At 75.0% G+C, this 15,398-nt stretch carries 12 protein-coding genes, 1 pseudogene and 1 riboswitch; of the genes and pseudogenes, 3 read left to right on the top strand and 10 right to left on the bottom strand.

The features are described 5' to 3' along the window. Window positions 1-179: 179 nt before the first annotated feature. The 9 genes and pseudogenes from cobC to ACIF80_RS35410 form a co-directional block, all read right to left on the bottom strand. The gene (cobC, locus tag ACIF80_RS35450) at window positions 180-1,223 is read right to left on the bottom strand and encodes an Rv2231c family pyridoxal phosphate-dependent protein CobC (protein ID WP_399812569.1); all 1,044 of its coding nucleotides are present in this window, start codon (window positions 1,221-1,223) and stop codon (window positions 180-182) included. A gap of 43 nt (window positions 1,224-1,266) precedes the next feature. Then, window positions 1,267-1,665: pseudogene (locus ACIF80_RS35445) on the bottom strand (cobalamin biosynthesis protein); the annotation flags it as partial. 38 nt (window positions 1,666-1,703) lie between these two features. After that, window positions 1,704-3,134: a cobyrinate a,c-diamide synthase gene (locus ACIF80_RS35440; RefSeq protein WP_399812582.1), complete on the bottom strand. Its 1,431-nt coding sequence runs from the start codon at window positions 3,132-3,134 to the stop codon at window positions 1,704-1,706. After that, window positions 3,131-3,730 (bottom strand): cob(I)yrinic acid a,c-diamide adenosyltransferase, encoded by a 600-nt coding sequence (cobO, locus tag ACIF80_RS35435; RefSeq protein ID WP_399812567.1) that lies wholly within the window; start codon window positions 3,728-3,730, stop codon window positions 3,131-3,133. The genes ACIF80_RS35440 and cobO overlap by 4 nt, the downstream gene beginning before the upstream one ends. Further along, complete coding sequence (locus ACIF80_RS35430; protein ID WP_399812565.1) at window positions 3,730-5,763, bottom strand: putative cobaltochelatase; 2,034 nt, start codon at window positions 5,761-5,763, stop codon at window positions 3,730-3,732. The genes cobO and ACIF80_RS35430 overlap by 1 nt, the downstream gene beginning before the upstream one ends. 145 nt (window positions 5,764-5,908) lie before the next feature. After that, window positions 5,909-7,444, bottom strand: a complete 1,536-nt coding sequence (locus ACIF80_RS35425; protein WP_399812579.1) for a cobyric acid synthase — start codon at window positions 7,442-7,444, stop codon at window positions 5,909-5,911. Between the two features lie 20 nt (window positions 7,445-7,464). After that, window positions 7,465-8,451 (bottom strand): cobalamin biosynthesis protein, encoded by a 987-nt coding sequence (locus tag ACIF80_RS35420; RefSeq protein ID WP_399812562.1) that lies wholly within the window; start codon window positions 8,449-8,451, stop codon window positions 7,465-7,467. A 124-nt stretch (window positions 8,452-8,575) separates the two neighbouring features. After that, window positions 8,576-8,707, bottom strand: a riboswitch (cobalamin riboswitch). A gap of 324 nt (window positions 8,708-9,031) precedes the next feature. Beyond that, window positions 9,032-9,253 carry a hypothetical protein gene (locus ACIF80_RS35415; protein ID WP_399812560.1) on the bottom strand — a complete coding sequence of 74 codons (222 nt, stop codon included), beginning with the start codon at window positions 9,251-9,253 and terminating at the stop codon, window positions 9,032-9,034. Window positions 9,254-9,285: 32 nt separating this feature from the next. Then, a complete protein-coding gene (locus ACIF80_RS35410) occupies window positions 9,286-10,563 on the bottom strand; it encodes an anion permease (protein WP_399812558.1) in 1,278 nt (425 codons plus the stop codon). Between the two features lie 207 nt (window positions 10,564-10,770). On the opposite strand from ACIF80_RS35410, the gene ACIF80_RS35405 reads away from it, so the two are divergent. The 3 genes from ACIF80_RS35405 (at window position 10,771) to ACIF80_RS35395 (ending at window position 14,655) form a co-directional block, all read left to right on the top strand. Continuing rightward, window positions 10,771-11,520, top strand: a complete 750-nt coding sequence (locus tag ACIF80_RS35405) for a class II aldolase/adducin family protein (RefSeq protein ID WP_399812556.1) — start codon at window positions 10,771-10,773, stop codon at window positions 11,518-11,520. Between the two features lie 185 nt (window positions 11,521-11,705). Next, window positions 11,706-12,860, top strand: a complete 1,155-nt coding sequence (locus ACIF80_RS35400) for an alpha/beta hydrolase (protein WP_399812554.1) — start codon at window positions 11,706-11,708, stop codon at window positions 12,858-12,860. Window positions 12,861-13,173: 313 nt separating this feature from the next. Then, window positions 13,174-14,655 (top strand): hypothetical protein, encoded by a 1,482-nt coding sequence (locus tag ACIF80_RS35395; RefSeq protein WP_399812552.1) that lies wholly within the window; start codon window positions 13,174-13,176, stop codon window positions 14,653-14,655. A 166-nt stretch (window positions 14,656-14,821) separates the two neighbouring features. Here the strand turns inward: ACIF80_RS35395 and ACIF80_RS35390 are convergent, their stop codons facing one another. Continuing rightward, window positions 14,822-15,235 (bottom strand): VOC family protein, encoded by a 414-nt coding sequence (locus tag ACIF80_RS35390; RefSeq protein WP_399812550.1) that lies wholly within the window; start codon window positions 15,233-15,235, stop codon window positions 14,822-14,824. Between the last annotated feature and the right edge of the window lie 163 nt (window positions 15,236-15,398).

Raw genomic sequence — 15,398 nt, 5'->3', positions numbered from 1 at the left:
GGGCGCCCCCCCCCCCCGGGGGGGGGGGGGGGGGGGGGGGGCCGGGGGGCCGGGGGGGGGCCCCCCCCCCCCCCCCCGGGGGGGGGGGCCCCCCCCCCCCCCCCGGGCCCCCCCCGACGGCGATGTGGCGGCCCGGGGCCGGCGGATGAGGGCCGGGCCGCTGCCGTGTGCGGCTCGGCTCAGCTTGCGTCCAGGGCCCGGCCCAGCGCCTCCAGGAACGCGTCCGTCGTCCCACGGTCGCGTACCGCGACGCGCAGCCAGCGCTGGTCGAGGCCCGGGAAGGTGTCCCCGCGCCGTACCGCGAAACCGAGTGCGCGCAGGCGTTCCCGTACGGCCGCCGCGTGCGGGAGCCGGAGGAGGACGAAGGGGCCCTCGGCGCCTTCCACGGCCCGTACCCCGCGGTCGGCGAACTCCCCGAGGCCGGTGAGGAGACGGGAACGGTCCGCGGCGGTGCGGCGGGCCGCCCCGTCCGCCTCCGCCAGGGCCCTGGGCCCCACGCACGCCTCCGCAGCCGCCAGCGCGGGCGTGGACACCGGCCACAGGGGCTGCGCCCGTGACAGCAGTTCGATCGTCTCCGGCCCGGCCAGGACGTACCCGATGCGCAGTCCCGCCAGGCCCCACGTCTTGGTGAGACTGCGCAGGACCACCAGTCCCGGTACGTCCGTCCGTCCGGCCAGCGCCTCCCGCTCGCCCGGCACCGCGTCCAGGAACGCCTCGTCCACGACCAGGGTCCGGCCCGGCCGGGCGAGCCGGGCGATGCCGGCGGCCGGGTGCAGTACGGACGTCGGATTCGTCGGGTTGCCGATCACCACCAGGTCCGCGGCCTCGGGGACCGCGCCGGGATCCAGGCGGAAACCGTCCTCCTCCCGCAGCAGCACCCGGTCGACCGTGTGCCCCGCGTCCCGCAGCGCCGCCTCCGGCTCGGTGAACTGCGGATGCACCACCACCGGCCGGCGCACCTTCAGCGCCCGCGCCAGCAGCACGAACGCTTCGGCGGCCCCCGCCGTCAGCAGCACCCGCTCCACCGGCAGCCCGTGCCGCGCCGCCACCGCGGCCCGCGCCGCCCGCCCGTCCGGGTAGGCGGCGAGGCCGGCCACCGACCCGGCGATGTGCTCGCGCAGCCACGCCGGGGGAGTGCCCGAACGGACGTTCACGGCGAGGTCGACCAGCGCGGAGCCGTCGTCCCGGACCTCGGCGTCCCCGTGGTGTCGCAGGTCGTGCATGCTGTCCTCCGGTTCAGTTCGCAGGGGAGCGCGGGTGCGTGTGCTGTGCCGGCCGCCGTACGACGGCACAGGTCGCCCTCGCCGGCTGCCCGTCCGCGCGCTCCGACTTGCGCTTGGGCACGAGGAGTTCGCCCCCGCCGGCCAGCGCGGCGGCCTCCGCGACCGACGGGGTGCCGACGGCGGCCAGCGGCGCGTCGGACGGGTGGGGCACCTCGACGCGCGCCAGTTCCTCGGAGCCGTGGACCACCAGGGGCACCCCCAGCCGCCGGGCGGCCTCCACGATGCCGGGCTCCTCGGCCTTCGCGTCCCCGGTGGCCAGGTGGGCGAGCGACGCGGAGGACAGCCCGGCGTCGCGCAGGGCCGCCTCGATCAGAGCGAGCAACTCCTCGGCCGGGACGCCCTTCGAGGCACCGACCCCGACGACGAGGGACGGCGGCCCGAGGCCGGCCCCGTGCGCGCGGCCGCTCGTCCCGCCGCCGCTCATGAGGTCCGGCACCGCTCCACGAACCGGCGGGCCACGCCGGGCTCGCCCGCCCAGTGCGTGTGCAGATAGCTGGCGTGCACACCGCGCCGCACGAAGCCCTCGACGCGGGGTGCCGGTGTCCGCACGCCCCACGCGGGTGCGTCCCCCGCGCCGGGTTCCACGACGGTGCGGTGGAACTCGTGACCCCGCATCCGCGTCCCGGCCGCGGCCAGCACGCTGTCCGACACGGCCACCGCGTCCCGGTAACCGAGGGTGAGCCGCCCGGTCATCCGCGCGGTGGCGTCCAGCACCCCGCACATGGGCAGACCGTCCAGCTCCCGGCACAGATACAGCAGTCCCGCACACTCGGCGGCCACCGGAGCACCGCTCAGAGCGAGTTCGGCGACGGCCTTCCGCAGCGGCTCGTTGGCCGACAGCTCGGTGGCGTACATCTCGGGGAACCCGCCCCCGACGACCACTCCCCGGGTCCCCTCGGGCAGTTCCTCGTCCCGCAGAGGATCGAAGACGACGACCTCCGCCCCGGCAGCAGCGAGCAGTTCGGCATGTTCCGCGTAGGAGAACGAGAACGCCGCCCCACCGGCAACGGCGACCACCACCGGCCCGTCCGGGAGCGCAACCCCCGGGGCCGGGACGGGAAGGGGCGGCGGGGGAGAGGAGACAAGGGCCGCCGCCGCGTCCCACTCCGCACACGGCAGGTCCCCGGCCCCGTGAGCCAGCGCGACCAACGCCTCCAGGTCACACCCGGCGGCCACCTGCGCGGCCATCGCCGCGACCGCCTCCACCGCACTGTCCCGCCGCTCGGCGACCGGCACCAGCCCCAGATGCCGCGAGGGTGTGCCGACCTGCGGGGCCCGCCGCACCACACCGAGCACCGGCACCCCCGACGACTCCAACGCCTCCCGCAGCAAGGCCTCGTGACGGTCCGACGCGACCTTGTTGAGGATCACGCCCCCGATCCGCACCTCCGGATCCCACGTCACGAACCCGTGCACCAGCGCCGCCACCGACCGGGACTGCGACGACGCGTCCACGACCAGCACCACCGGCGCCCGCAGCAGTTTCGCCACCTGGGCCGTGGACGCCAGCTCCTCCTGCCCCGCGGCCCCGTCGTACAGCCCCATCACGCCCTCGACGACCGCGATGTCGCACCCGCGCGCCCCGTGCAGGAACAGCGGACCGATCAGGCCGGGCCCGCACAGGTACGCGTCCAGGTTGCGCCCCACGCGCCCGGTGGCCAGCGAGTGGTACCCGGGGTCGATGTAGTCCGGCCCGACCTTGTGCGGGGACACGGCCAGTCCCCGCGCGGCGAGCGCGGCCATCAGCCCCGTGGCGACGGTGGTCTTGCCGCTGCCCGACGAGGGCGCGGCGAGGACCAGCCGGGGCGGCGCCACGGAGGCCTGTGCCGACGACGGCACCGACGCCCTCACCACTCGATGCCCCTCTGCCCCTTCTGCCCCGCGTCCATCGGGTGCTTGACCTTGGACATGTCGGTCACGAGGTCGGCGAAGTCCACGAGCTTCTCCGGCGCGTTCCGCCCGGTGATCACGACGTGCTGGGTCCCGGGCCGCTCACGCAGCACCGACACGACCTCCTCGGTGTCGACCCAGCCCCAGTGCATCGGGTACGCGAACTCGTCCAGCACGTACAGCCGGTACGTCTCGGCGGCCAGGTCCCGCTTGACCTGCTCCCAGCCCTCCCGGGCCTTCTCCTCGTTGTCCTGCTGGGCATCCCGCTGAACCCAGGACCAGCCCTCGCCCATCTTGTGCCAGTCGACGCTGCCTCCCTCGCCGGAGGCGCCGAGCACCCGCAGCGCGTTCTCCTCGCCGACCTTCCACTTCGCCGACTTGACGAACTGGAACACCCCGACCGGCCAGCCCTGGTTCCAGGCCCGCAGCGCCAGCCCGAAGGCGGCCGTCGACTTGCCCTTCCCGACGCCCGTGTGCACGACGACCAGCGGCCGGTTGCGCCGCTGGCGCGTCGTCAGCCCGTCCTGCGGTACGACATTCGGCTGTCCCTTCGGCATTACGCCACCCTCCTCGTTCCGGCACCCTGCACATCCCTGACCAGCCCGGCGATCGAGTCCGCCCGCAACTCGTCCAGCGTCACCGCCGTACCGCCCAGCTCACCCGCGAGCTGCCCCGCCAGACCCAGGCGCACCGGCCCCGCCTCGCAGTCCACCACCACGGAGGCCGTCCCCTCGGCGGCGAACAGCCGCGCCGCCCGCCCGGCGAGGGCGACCGGTTCGGGGCCACCGGTGGCCCGCCCGTCGGTCACCATCACGACCAGCGGCCGCCGCGCCGGGTCCCGCAGCCGCTCCACGCGCAGCACGTCGTGCGCCTTGAGCAGCCCTGCCGCGAGCGGTGTACGCCCGCCGGTCGGCAGCGACTCCAGCCGGGCCGCCGCCGCGTCCACGGACGAGGTCGGCGGCAGCACCACCTCGGCGGCCGCCCCGCGGAAGGTCACCAGCCCCACCTTGTCCCGCCGCTGGTAGGCGTCCAGCAGCAGCGACAACACGGCACCCTTCACGGCGCTCATCCGCTGCCGCGCGGCCATCGACCCGGAGGCGTCGACCACGAACAGCACGAGATTGGACTCGTGGCCCTCCCGCACCGCCTGCCTGAGATCGTCCCGCCGGACCACCAGTCCCGGGCCGCTGCGCCCCCGCACCCGCTGATGCGGCGCCGCGGCCTGCACGGTGGCAGCCAGATGCAGCTTGGTCAGCGCGCCCCGAGGCCGGCGCGCCCCCGTGGTCCGCCCGCGGTCGGTCCGCGCCCGCGACCGCCGCCCGGCGGCACCCTCACCGATGCCGGGAACACTCAGCACCTTCGTGCGGAACGGCTCGGAAGCACGCGCCGGGGCCTGCTCGCCCGCGCCACCACCGGGCCCCGCCTGCGGCTCCCCGGCCTCATCGGCCTCGGACCGCCCGGCGACGTCACCGTCGCCGGGCGGGCCGTCGTCGGGCTCAGGCTGCCCGCCGGGGCCACCGCCAGGACCCGGACCGTCGCCGTCCCCGTCGTCTCCCGCCTCGTCCCCGTCCCCGTCCTGCCCGCCGAACTGCGCCAGCGTCTCGTCGAGCTTGTCCTCGTCGAGCCCGGGCGCGTCGAACGGGTTGCGCCGCCGCCGGTGGGGGAGGGCCAGCAGCGCGGCCTGCCGTACGTCCTCGGCCAGTACGTCCGTCCGCCCGGCCCAGGCCGCCAGCGCCGTCGCGGTGCGCGCCATCACGATGTCGGCACGCATGCCGTCCACCTCGAAGGCGGCACAGGTCGCCGCGATCTGCCGCAGCGCCGCATCGCCCAGCCGCACCGACGGCAGCAGCTCCCGCGCCGCCATGATCCGCTGCCGTACGGCGGCCTCCTCGCCGGCCCAGCGCGCGGCGAACTCCTCCGGGGCGTCGTCATAGGCCAGCCTGCGCCGCACGACCTCCACCCGCTGGTCCGGCTCCCGCGAGGCCTTGACCTCCACGGTCAGTCCGAACCGGTCCAGCAACTGGGGTCGCAGCTCGCCCTCCTCGGGATTCATGGTCCCGACGAGCAGGAAGCGCGCCGCGTGCCGTACGGAGACACCCTCGCGCTCGACGTACGAGGCGCCCATGGCGGCCGCGTCCAGCAGCAGGTCGACGAGATGGTCGTTCAGGAGATTGACCTCGTCGACGTACAGGATCCCCCGGTGGGCGCCCGCGAGCAGACCCGGTTCGAAGGCCTTCACCCCCTCCGCGAGCGCCCGCTCGATGTCGAGGGCGCCCACCAGCCGGTCCTCGGAGGCGCCGACCGGAAGCTCGACGAGGGCCGTGGGGCGCCGCGCCCCGGGGCGGGACTCGTGCGGTCCGTCAGGGCACGACGGGTCCGGGGCCGCGGGGTCGCAGGAGAACCGGCAGCCGGGTACGACCTCGGTCTCCGGCATCAGCGCGGCCAGCGCCCTGACGGCCGTCGACTTCGCGGTCCCCTTCTCCCCCCGCACGAGGACGCCGCCCACCCGCGGTGACACCGCGTTCAGCAGCAGGGCCAGCCGCAGGTCGTCCTGGCCGACGACGGCGGTGAAGGGATAGGGCGTACTCACGCGGTGATCACTCCTTCGGATGGTGTCCGACTGTTCAGCCCGGCCGCGGGCCGCGGGACCGCCGGGATCGAAACCCGCTCTCCGCCGGCCCGGGGGCGGCACTCCCGGAGCCCCGCCGCGTCGACGGCCGACGGCGGCGCGGCGCTCATGCGGGCGCTCCCGGCGGAACGAACGGCAGCCCCGGCGGGGCGCCGGACTCGATGAGCCGCCACAGCGCATCCGTGTCCGCGTGCTCTTCGATCAGATCGCCGAGCCGGTCGAGCTGCTCCTCGCGCAGCGCGGCGAACGAGGTGTCGGGGGCCGGTACGAAACGGCGTCCCGCGGCGGCGGCCACCTCGCGCAGGAAGGCCCGGCGGAAGCCGTCCGACTCCAGCGAACCGTGCCAGTGCGTGCCCCAGGTCTGCCCGGCCCGGCAGCCGTCCAGGCCGTGTCCGCCGTCATCGGAGATGAACGCCGTACCTCCCCGTACGTCGGCGACCCCGTGATGGATCTCGTAGCCCTCGACGGGCTCCCCGAGGGCCTTTCCGACGGGCCGCTCGAGCGTCTTCTCCCGTGCGAAGCGCACCCGTACGGGCAGGATCCCGAGCCCGTCGACCCGGCCGGCGCGGCTCTCCACGTCGTCCTCGATGCGCTCGCCGAGGATCTGGAAGCCCCCGCAGATCCCGAGCACGGGCCGCCCCTCGGCCGCCCGCCGCCGCAGGGCGTCCGCGAGCCCGCGCTCCCGCAGCCACTGCAGGGCCCGTACGGTGCCGCGCGTGCCCGGCACCACCACGAGGTCGGCGTCGGCCAGTTCCTCGGGCCGGTCCACGAAGCGGACCACGACCCCCGGTTCCGCGGCCAGCGCGTCCACGTCGGTGAAGTTGGACATCAGCGGCACCGCGCACACGGCGACCCGCAGCACGTCCTCGCCGACCGGCGCGGCGACCGCGGACTCCCGTACGGCACCCCGCAGGGACACCGCCAGTCCGTCCTCCTCGTCGATGCCGAGCCCGTGCCGGAAGGGCAGCACGCCGTACGTGTGCCGCCCGGTCAGACCGTGCAGCATGTCCAGGCCCGGCTCCAGCAGCGAGACATCGCCCCGGAACTTGTTCACCAGGAAGCCGGCGACCAGCTCCTGGTCCTCGCGCGACAGCAGCGCGACGGTGCCGAAGAAGGAGGCGAAGACCCCGCCGCGGTCGATGTCGCCGACGACGAGGACGGGGAGCGAGGCGTTCCTGGCGATCCCCATGTTGACGATGTCGGTGCGCCGCAGATTGATCTCGGCCGGGCTGCCGGCCCCTTCGCAGATCACCGCGTCGTACGTGGCCCGCAGCTGCGCGAGGGAGTCCAGCACCGTGCCCAGGAGCTGTTGTTGCCGCCCGCCGTGGTAGCCGCGCGCGCTCAGCTCACCGACCGGCCTGCCCAGCAGCACGACCTGGCTGCTCCGCTCCCCGCCCGGCTTGAGCAGCACCGGGTTCATCAGCGCGGTCGGCTCGACCCGGCAGGCCTGGGCCTGCATGGCCTGCGCCCGCCCGATCTCGGCGCCCTCCCGCGTCACGAACGAGTTCAGTGACATGTTCTGCGCCTTGAACGGCGCGACCTTGACGCCCTGCCGCACCAGCCACCGGCAGATCCCGGCGGCCACCACGCTCTTGCCGGCGTCCGACGTCGTACCGGCGACCAGCAGCCCGCCGCCCCTCATACCGGCCGTGGCACCGCCCGTCATGCCGTACGCCCCTTTCGGCGCGCCTTGGGGACGGCCCGCACGACGGCCCGTACGCCGATGCGCGCGCCGACGCCGACGCCGAGTGCCAGCCGGCCGACGCGCTGCGAGAGCCGTACCGCGCGGTCGATGTCCGCCACGGTCACGGCACGGCCGCCGCCGTTGAGGACGGGCCGGTGCTCGACCCGCCCGGCGTAGGACAGCGTCCCGCCGAGCCGCACGCCGAGCGCGCCCGCGAAGGACGCCTCCACGGGTCCGGCGTTGGGACTCGGATGCTTCGCGGCATCCGCGCGCCATGCCAGGACGGCACCCCGCGGATCCGGCCCGGCGACCGCGGCGAGTACGGCGGTCAGCCGCGCCCCGGGCCACCCGGCGACGTCGTCGAGGCGCGCGGAGGCCCAGCCGTACCGCAGATGCCGGGGGGACTTGTGACCGACCATGGCGTCCAGGGTGTTGACGGCCCGGAACCCGAGCAGCCCCGGCACACCGGCGGCGGCACCCCACACCAGGGCGCCCACCACGGCGTCGGAGGTGTTCTCGGCGACGGACTCCACGACCGCGCGGGCGATCCCTTCGGCGTCCAGCGCCTGCGGGTCCCGCCCGCACAGGTGCGGCAGCCGCGCCCGCGCCGCCTCGATGCCCTCGGCGGTCCCGGACTCCAGGGCGCGCCCGATGGCGCGGGCCTCCCGGGCCAGCGACGTCCCTCCGACGACGGCCCAGGTGGCCACGCCGGTCAGGGCGACGGAGGCGGCGGGGGAGGACCGTACGCAGCGGGCGGCCAGGCTCCCCAGAGCGACGGCCCCGCCGACGCAGACGGCGGTGTGCAGCGCGCCCCGGCCCCGGTCGTCCTGCCACAGCACCCGTTCCACGGCAGCCGCGGCCCGCCCGAAAGCGGCGACCGGATGCCCTCGGCGGGGATCGCCGAGAAGCAGGTCGCCGAGGAGGCCGGCGGCGGCACCGTACGCGAACTCGCGATCGGCACCCATGGGCTCAGCCGGTGAGGGATCCGGCGGGAACGGCCGCCCCGGACCGGGGCGGAGCATCGCTGGTCGACCTCAACAGGCAGCCGGGCATGGCGGTATGTCCTCACTCAGGGTGTCCACGCCCTGGTTCGACGAGACCGGCGGTGGGAGTTCCTGGCTCCCGGGGTCGTGCACCCCGGTGACAGTGGCGGGACCGCGCCGGATTCGCACCGGCTTCCTCTCCTGCCGCCGTAATGGCTCCGGCAGTTCACCACGGTCCGGAAGAACCGTCAACTTGCCTTTGACCTGCGAGGCTGAAGTGTGCTGAGGCCCACAGAGGGGTTCCGGAAGGTGAACCGCGGGCAGGGGGTTCCGCGGCGCGACAAGCAGTTCGGAACGGTCGGCAGACGCTCCGGAAACAGCCGGCGGAGATGGTCAGGGGCCGGCCGGCGGACGGTCCGGGAAACGCGGAACGGGCGGTACGGAGGCAATGTGCCCCGCACCGCCCGCCGGACGGACGACATGGCCCCGACCGGGACGCCGGCCCGGGACCTGCCCCGGAATCAGGCGCCGTCAGGCGAACCGGACAGCCGTCGGGCAGTCGTCAGGCCATGATCAGGTAGATCCCGTACGCCACCGCCGCCGCGCAGGCCGCGAAGCAGGCGTAGGCGCCGGTGATCGCCAGGACCGTGGACTCGCCCTGGGCGGCGGCCCGTTCACGGCGGGACAGGCCGGTGATGCCCAGGGTGAACAGGGCCACCAGGGCCACGGTGACCACGAGGCTGACGCCGAAGACGGAACCGAGGGCCGCCCAGTCGATCTTCATGGTGCTCTTCTCCTACGTGTCTTCCTGCGGGGTCAGACCGTGGTCCTGGCCGGAGGGGCCATCGGGTCGGTGGGGGCCGGGATGGTGGCCGAGAGCTCCTCGGCCACGGGGCCCGCCGGCGGGGGAGCCACCGCGGCCATGGCCGCGGTCACGACGCCGCTCTGCTCCTCGCCGGTGGCCCCGGAGGCGCCGGGGCCGTCGGTGTCGTCGGTGTCGTTGACGTTGGTGTGGTCGACGACCTCGCGCCGGGAGATCTTCCAGATCGCCGCGCTGGAGGCGATCAGGAAGACGGCGACGAGGGCGGTGCCCCAGCTGCCGAAGCCGCAGACCCACTCGGCGACCGCCGCGACCAGGGCCGCCGCCGGCAGCGTCAGACCCCAGGCGACGAACATCCGGGTGGCCGTGGACCAGCGGACCACGCCGCCCTTGCGGCCCAGGCCCGCACCCATCACGGAACCGGAGACGGAGTGCGTGGTGGACAGGGAGAAACCGAGGTGGGAGGAGGCCAGGATGACCGTCGCGGCGCTGGTCTGGGCGACGAAGCCCTGCTGCGGCTGGAGGTCGGTCAGGCCCTTGCCCATGGTGCGGATGATGCGCCAGCCGCCGAGGTAGGTGCCGAGCGCGATGGCGATGCCCGCGGAGACGATGACCCACATCGGCGGGTCCGAGTCGGGAGCCAGGGCACCGCCGGCGACCAGGGCCAGGGTGATGATGCCCATCGTCTTCTGGGCGTCGTTGGTGCCGTGGGCCAGGGAGACCAGACCGGCGGAGGCGATCTGTCCGGCCCGGTACCCCTTCTCGGAGGACTTGCTGTCGGCCGACTTGCGGTTCATGCGGTAGGTCAGCCGGGTCGCGAACATCGCGGCCAGGCCGGCGACCAGCGGCGCGGCGATCGCGGGGATCAGCACCTTGGTGACCAGGACGTCGCCGTGCACCGCGCCGAAGCCCGCCGAGGCGACGGTGGCGCCGATCAGGCCGCCCATCAGGGCGTGCGAGGAGCTGGACGGCAGACCGACCAGCCAGGTCAGGAGGTTCCAGAGGATCGCGCCGACCAGTGCGGCGAAGATGACCTCGGGACGGATGCCGGCCTCGTCGACGAGGCCCTTGGAGATCGTGTTGGCGACCTCCACGGAGAGGAAGGCGCCCACCAGGTTGAGCACGGCGGACATCGCCACCGCAACCTTGGGCTTGAGGGCACCGGTCGAAATGGTCGTCGCCATCGCGTTCGCGGTGTCGTGGAAACCGTTCGTGAAATCAAACGCAAGTGCGGTTACCACCACAATCGCGAGGATCAGCGAGAAGCTTTCCATTTACCCAGGCAATCGTTCGAAGTCATTGGCGCGTTGAACGTAGGTAACTTGGATGAACGGAAGATGAACTGGGATGGGCGTCAGGGTGACTGTGATGAAGCCGACTGTTCCACAACGGGCCGAGGACGGCCGTGAGCAGTCGCGGAGAGTCGTGGGAGCCGGCGGGACGCCGTTGAGGAGACTCCGGTCACCCGGCAGGATCGCGGCATGACCGAACGACAGGGGGACCGGCGGGCCGCGGAGGACGGAGCGCGCGCCGAGGACCGCCCGCAGCGCGCGGGAGAACGGCGGGAGCGCCGGGCCGGGGCCGTGAGCGGCGAGGAGGCGCACGCCTGGGCCGCCCTCGTCGGGGCGGCCCGCCGGACCGTCTCGGACGGGCTCGTCGTCGGAACCTCCGGCAACGTCTCGGTGCGGGTCGGGGCGACCGTACTGGTCACACCGTCGGGAGTGCCCTACGACCGGCTGACGCCGGACGACGTCACCGGCGTCGACCTCACCGGCCGGCAGGTGCTCGGCACCCTGGTCCCCACCAGCGAGCTGCCCATGCATCTCGCGGTGTACCGCACGACCGGCGCCCGCGCGGTGGTGCACACGCACGCCGTGCACGCGACCGCCGTCTCCACGCTCGTCGACGAACTCCCGCTGATCCACTACATGGCCGCCGCGCTCGGCGGACCCGTCCGGGTGGCTCCCTACGCGACGTACGGCACCGACGAGCTGGCCGGGAACATGCTGCGCGCCCTCGAGGACCGTACCGGCTGCCTCCTCCAGAACCACGGCACCGTCACCCACGGCACGACCCTCGACCAGGCCTACGACCGCACCGCCCAGCTGGAGTGGATGTGCAGGCTCTGGCTGACCGCCTCGTCCGTCCCCGGCCGCTCCCCGAACCTCCTGTCGGCCGGGCACCTGGCGGAGGTCACCGACCGCCTGCGGAGCTACGGACAGCACGGCTGACCCGCCCGGCCGGTGGGCGGGTCAGCCCTTGACCGGTCGACACCGTGTGGTGTTGACCGGTCAACACCGTGTGTCCCGGCGTCCCGGTTCCGGTGCCTTGGTGCCCCGCGCCCGGCGCCCGTCGGCCCGGGCCCCCGGCCGTCGCTGGGGTGGCCGGTCGGCCGGCCGGCCGGGACACTGGGTGGGTGCGTACTGTCAGAGCGACGGCCGCTGCCGTCACCGCCGTGATAGGGGCCTCCGTCGCCACGGTGGCGATCGGCCGGCTCGCCAGCGACGCCGCCCTCAAGGCGCCGCCGGGCAGACCCCTGCCCACCGAGCCCCGGCTCACCGTGCACGGCACCGCCGCCGGCCAGGTCACCCTCACCCGGCACCTCGCCACGCTGCGGCCCGGCCGCTACGGCCTCTCCGGTGACGGCATCCACGCGATCGTCGGCCCCGTCCTGGAGGGCGTTCCGGACTCCGCCGACACCGTCGTGCGCCGCCTGGAACGCGTCGTACGGGGCACCCTGGAGCCCGGCGACCGGGCCTGGCTCACCCCGAACCTCTACGTCGGCGACCCGGGGACCGCCCTGGGCCTGGACCACACCGACGTCGAGGTCCCCGGCGAACTCGGCCCCCTCCCCGCCTGGTTCGTCCCGGACGTCCGGGACACCTGGGTGCTCGCGGCGCACGGCCTCGGCGCCACCCGGGAACACGCCATGAACCTCATGGAGTTCCTGCACCGCCACCACTTCCCGGTGCTCGCCCTCGCCTACCGGGGCGACCGGGGCGCACCGCGCTCGCCCGACGGCCTCAACCACCTGGGCGAGACCGAGTGGCGCGACCTCGACGCGGCGATCCGGTACGCGGTGGACGCCGGTGCCCGGCAGGTCGTCCTGCTCGGCTGGTCCACCGGCGCGACCATGGCGCTGCGCGCCGCCGCCCGTTCCACACTGCGCGACCACATCGCCGGGCTGGTCCTCGACTCCCCGGTGCTCAGCTGGGAATCGACGCTGCGCGCCCTCGCCGCGGCCCGCCGCACCCCCGGAGCGCTGCTGCCGCTGGCTGTCCGCGCCGCCCAGGGCCGCACCGGCCGCCACGGCGACCACCACGGAGGCCGCCACCACGGAGGCCGCCACCGCGGCACCCCGGGGCCGGAACGCGTGGGCATTCCCACCCTGATCGCCCACGGCCCCGGCGACATCGTGGCCCCCTGGCAGTTCTCCCGCCGCCTGGCCGCCGCCCAGCCCAACACGGTCACCCTGCACACGGTCGCGGACGCGCCGCACGGCGCCATGTGGAACGCCGACCCGCACACCTACGAAGAGGCACTGCGCCGCTTCCTCACCCCTTTCATGTGACCGCCGCTTCCCTGTGACCGCCGCGCGGCCCGTCCCGCCGCGCCCGTCCCGTCCGCCTCATCCGTCCCGCCGCGCCCGTCCCGTCCGGTCCGCCGAGCCGCCCCGCCCGACCCGGCGTGCCGGCCCGCGCCCACCGGCCCCGCGGGCCGTCGCCGGGGATTCCGTTCCGCGGCGTGTTCCCGGCGTGTTCCCTCCCGGCCCGGGCCCGTTTTCTTCCTCCTAGGGCCCCCGCGGCCCCGTGCATCGGCCCTGCCCCTCGCCGCCCGTGACATTCCGTTTGGGTTTTCGGACCGTCAACCGCGAGACTGCACCCGTGACGTCCCGTATCCCGCGCGACTCCAGGCTTCGACTTGTCCGCCCGCGACCCCTGGCCGCCGCCCCCAGGGCGATGAACCAGCAGCGCTCGCGCCGCCCTGCGCCACGCCCGCCGGAAGGCACACCGGCCCCCGCGGAGCTGGCCCGAATGGCGCGCTCCGGTCTGGCCGGCGCGGCCCGCGTCGCCCGCTGGGCCGACGCCGCACTGGGCCCCGGCCGGGGCAGCGCCACCGCCGCCGGCCGGGCCATCCTCTCCGACGCGACCGTCGAATGGGCGGCCGACGATCTGGGCCTGACTCCGGCTCAGGTCCGCGCCGACTGGGACACGGCCCGGCTCGCCGGCCTGATCGAGGTGCACGGCGACACCGCCCGCCCCGGCTGGCGGCTGCGCGCCTGGGACCGTGACGACAGCGCCGTCCTGCGTGGCTGGGTCGCCCTGTTCGACGCCTGGTCGCTCGCCCACCCGGAACCCGAGGACCACGGGCCCGCCGCCGTGGGCGAGGTCGTCTCGGCCATGCCGCAGGTCCTCTCCTTCCTCCAGCTGTCGGCCGGCCCGGTCCCCGTCCCGCAGCTCCTCGACCTCCTGCAGCAGCGGGTCACCGAACTGCGTACGGAGCGCTGCGAGGTCGACTACGGGCCCCGCCCCTCCGGCACCGCCCACCCCGAGCCAGAGCCAGAGCCCGCGCCCGCGCCCGAGCCCGGGCTCGGGCTCGGACCGGCCGCGCCCGCGCCCACCCTCGCCGGGCCGGGTGCCGACGACGTCCCGCTCGCCCCGCTCCTCGACTGGGCCCTGCGCGCCCTCGCCGCCGTGGGCGCCCTCACCTACGGCGAGGGACAGGCCACCCTCACCCCCCTCGGCAGCTGGGCGGTCTGGGTCAAGCTGGAGCAGATCTGCGTCGCCGCCCAGAGCCCCGCCGGGAACATCGAGCAGGGCGCCGAGGACATGCTCCGCGGCTGCGCCCAACTGCGCCCCAACGCGGCACGCGCCGAGTACCGCGCCTGGCTCGCCGCCCGCCCGGTGGGCAGCGCGGTCACCGAACTGCTCAACGCCGCCCGCGGCGAGGACGCCCTGCTGCGCGGCCTCGCCTTCGAGGCGCTGCGGGTCGTGGGCGCCCCCGCCGAACCCGAGGTCCGCGCCGTGCACGACGAGCCGACGCTGCGGCCCTACGCCCTGCTGTGGCTCGCCGAGCACGAGGGCGCCGACCCCGAGGACGCCCACGAGGTCCTCACCCGGGCGGAGGCCACCTGGCTGTGGGTGGACACCGCCGCCGCGGTCGCCGACCACGGGGAGGCCCCGCTGCTGGTGCGGCATCTGGAGTCCGCGGTCCAGCCCACCGTCCACGCGCTGCTGAACGAGGTGCGCGCCGTCGGACACCCGCGGACCGTCCAGGTCCTGGTCGCCCTGGCCGCCGCGCACCCCGACCCGGCCTTGGCCAAAGCTGTCCGCCGGGCTGCCTTCCAGGTGCACACCGGAGGCTGACCCCGGCCCCTCGCACGAACCGCCCGCGCCCCGCAGGACCAGCCCGCCCCCCGCAGGACCGGTACGACCCGAACGGCCCCCGCGGGACCGCCCGCGCGGTCCTGCGGCCCTGCGGGGGCGGCCCCGCCGTTCCCGGCCCCTCGGCGCAGCCCTCTCCGCTCCCCGTTCACGCCCCGGTCTCGGGCGCGTACGTGCCGAAGCTCCAGATGTTGCCCTCGAGGTCGCGGGCCGTGTAGTCCCGCGAGCCGTAGTCCTGGTCCGTCGGGGGCATCACGATCTCCGCGCCCTGTTCCACCGCCCGCCGGTGATGCGCGTCGACGTCGTCCACGACGACGTAGACCCCGACCGGACCCGAGCCCTCCATCGCCTTGTCGAACGCGCTGCCGGTGCCCCTGGAACCCAGCATCACCGCGCCGTTGCCCTGTACCAGCTCGGCGTGGGCCACCCCGCCGCCCCCGTCCTCGTACACCGACAGCTCGGTGAACCCGAAGGCCTCGGTGAGCTGCCGGATCGCCGCCTTCGCGTCCGTGTACAGCAGGGTCGGAAAGATGCTCGGACGCCCGCCGCCCGTGCCTGCCATGGTCATCACTCCTCGTGTCCCACAACCGGACAATCGCCGGAAGATCGCCAGAAATTCGACCCGGCGCTCAGTGTGACACCCGCCACCGACAACACCGCCCGGTCCGGGAGGGCGTCCTGCACCGCACACCCACGGCGCCGGAAAAGAGGTTGCGCGGCCCCGT

This window comes from Streptomyces sp. NPDC085927, assembly GCF_044540975.1.
Lineage (GTDB): Bacteria > Actinomycetota > Actinomycetes > Streptomycetales > Streptomycetaceae > Streptomyces > Streptomyces hirsutus.
The sequence above is the reverse complement of the archived record's forward strand: the minus strand, read 5'-3'. Positions and strand labels throughout refer to the sequence as shown.

Bases quoted from the DNA above. Each gene is read 5' to 3' on its own strand.
- ACIF80_RS35420 (WP_399812562.1), bottom strand. From the start codon at position 8,451: ATGGGTGCCGATCGCGAGTTCGCGTACGGTGCCGCCGCCGGCCTCCTC.
- cobO (WP_399812567.1), bottom strand. From the start codon at position 3,730: ATGCCGAAGGGACAGCCGAATGTCGTACCGCAGGACGGGCTGACGACG.
- ACIF80_RS35415 (WP_399812560.1), bottom strand. From the start codon at position 9,253: ATGAAGATCGACTGGGCGGCCCTCGGTTCCGTCTTCGGCGTCAGCCTC.
- ACIF80_RS35405 (WP_399812556.1), top strand. From the start codon at position 10,771: ATGACCGAACGACAGGGGGACCGGCGGGCCGCGGAGGACGGAGCGCGC.
- ACIF80_RS35390 (WP_399812550.1), bottom strand. From the start codon at position 15,235: ATGGCAGGCACGGGCGGCGGGCGTCCGAGCATCTTTCCGACCCTGCTG.
- cobC (WP_399812569.1), bottom strand. From the start codon at position 1,223: ATGCACGACCTGCGACACCACGGGGACGCCGAGGTCCGGGACGACGGC.
- ACIF80_RS35410 (WP_399812558.1), bottom strand. From the start codon at position 10,563: ATGGAAAGCTTCTCGCTGATCCTCGCGATTGTGGTGGTAACCGCACTT.
- ACIF80_RS35425 (WP_399812579.1), bottom strand. From the start codon at position 7,444: ATGAGGGGCGGCGGGCTGCTGGTCGCCGGTACGACGTCGGACGCCGGC.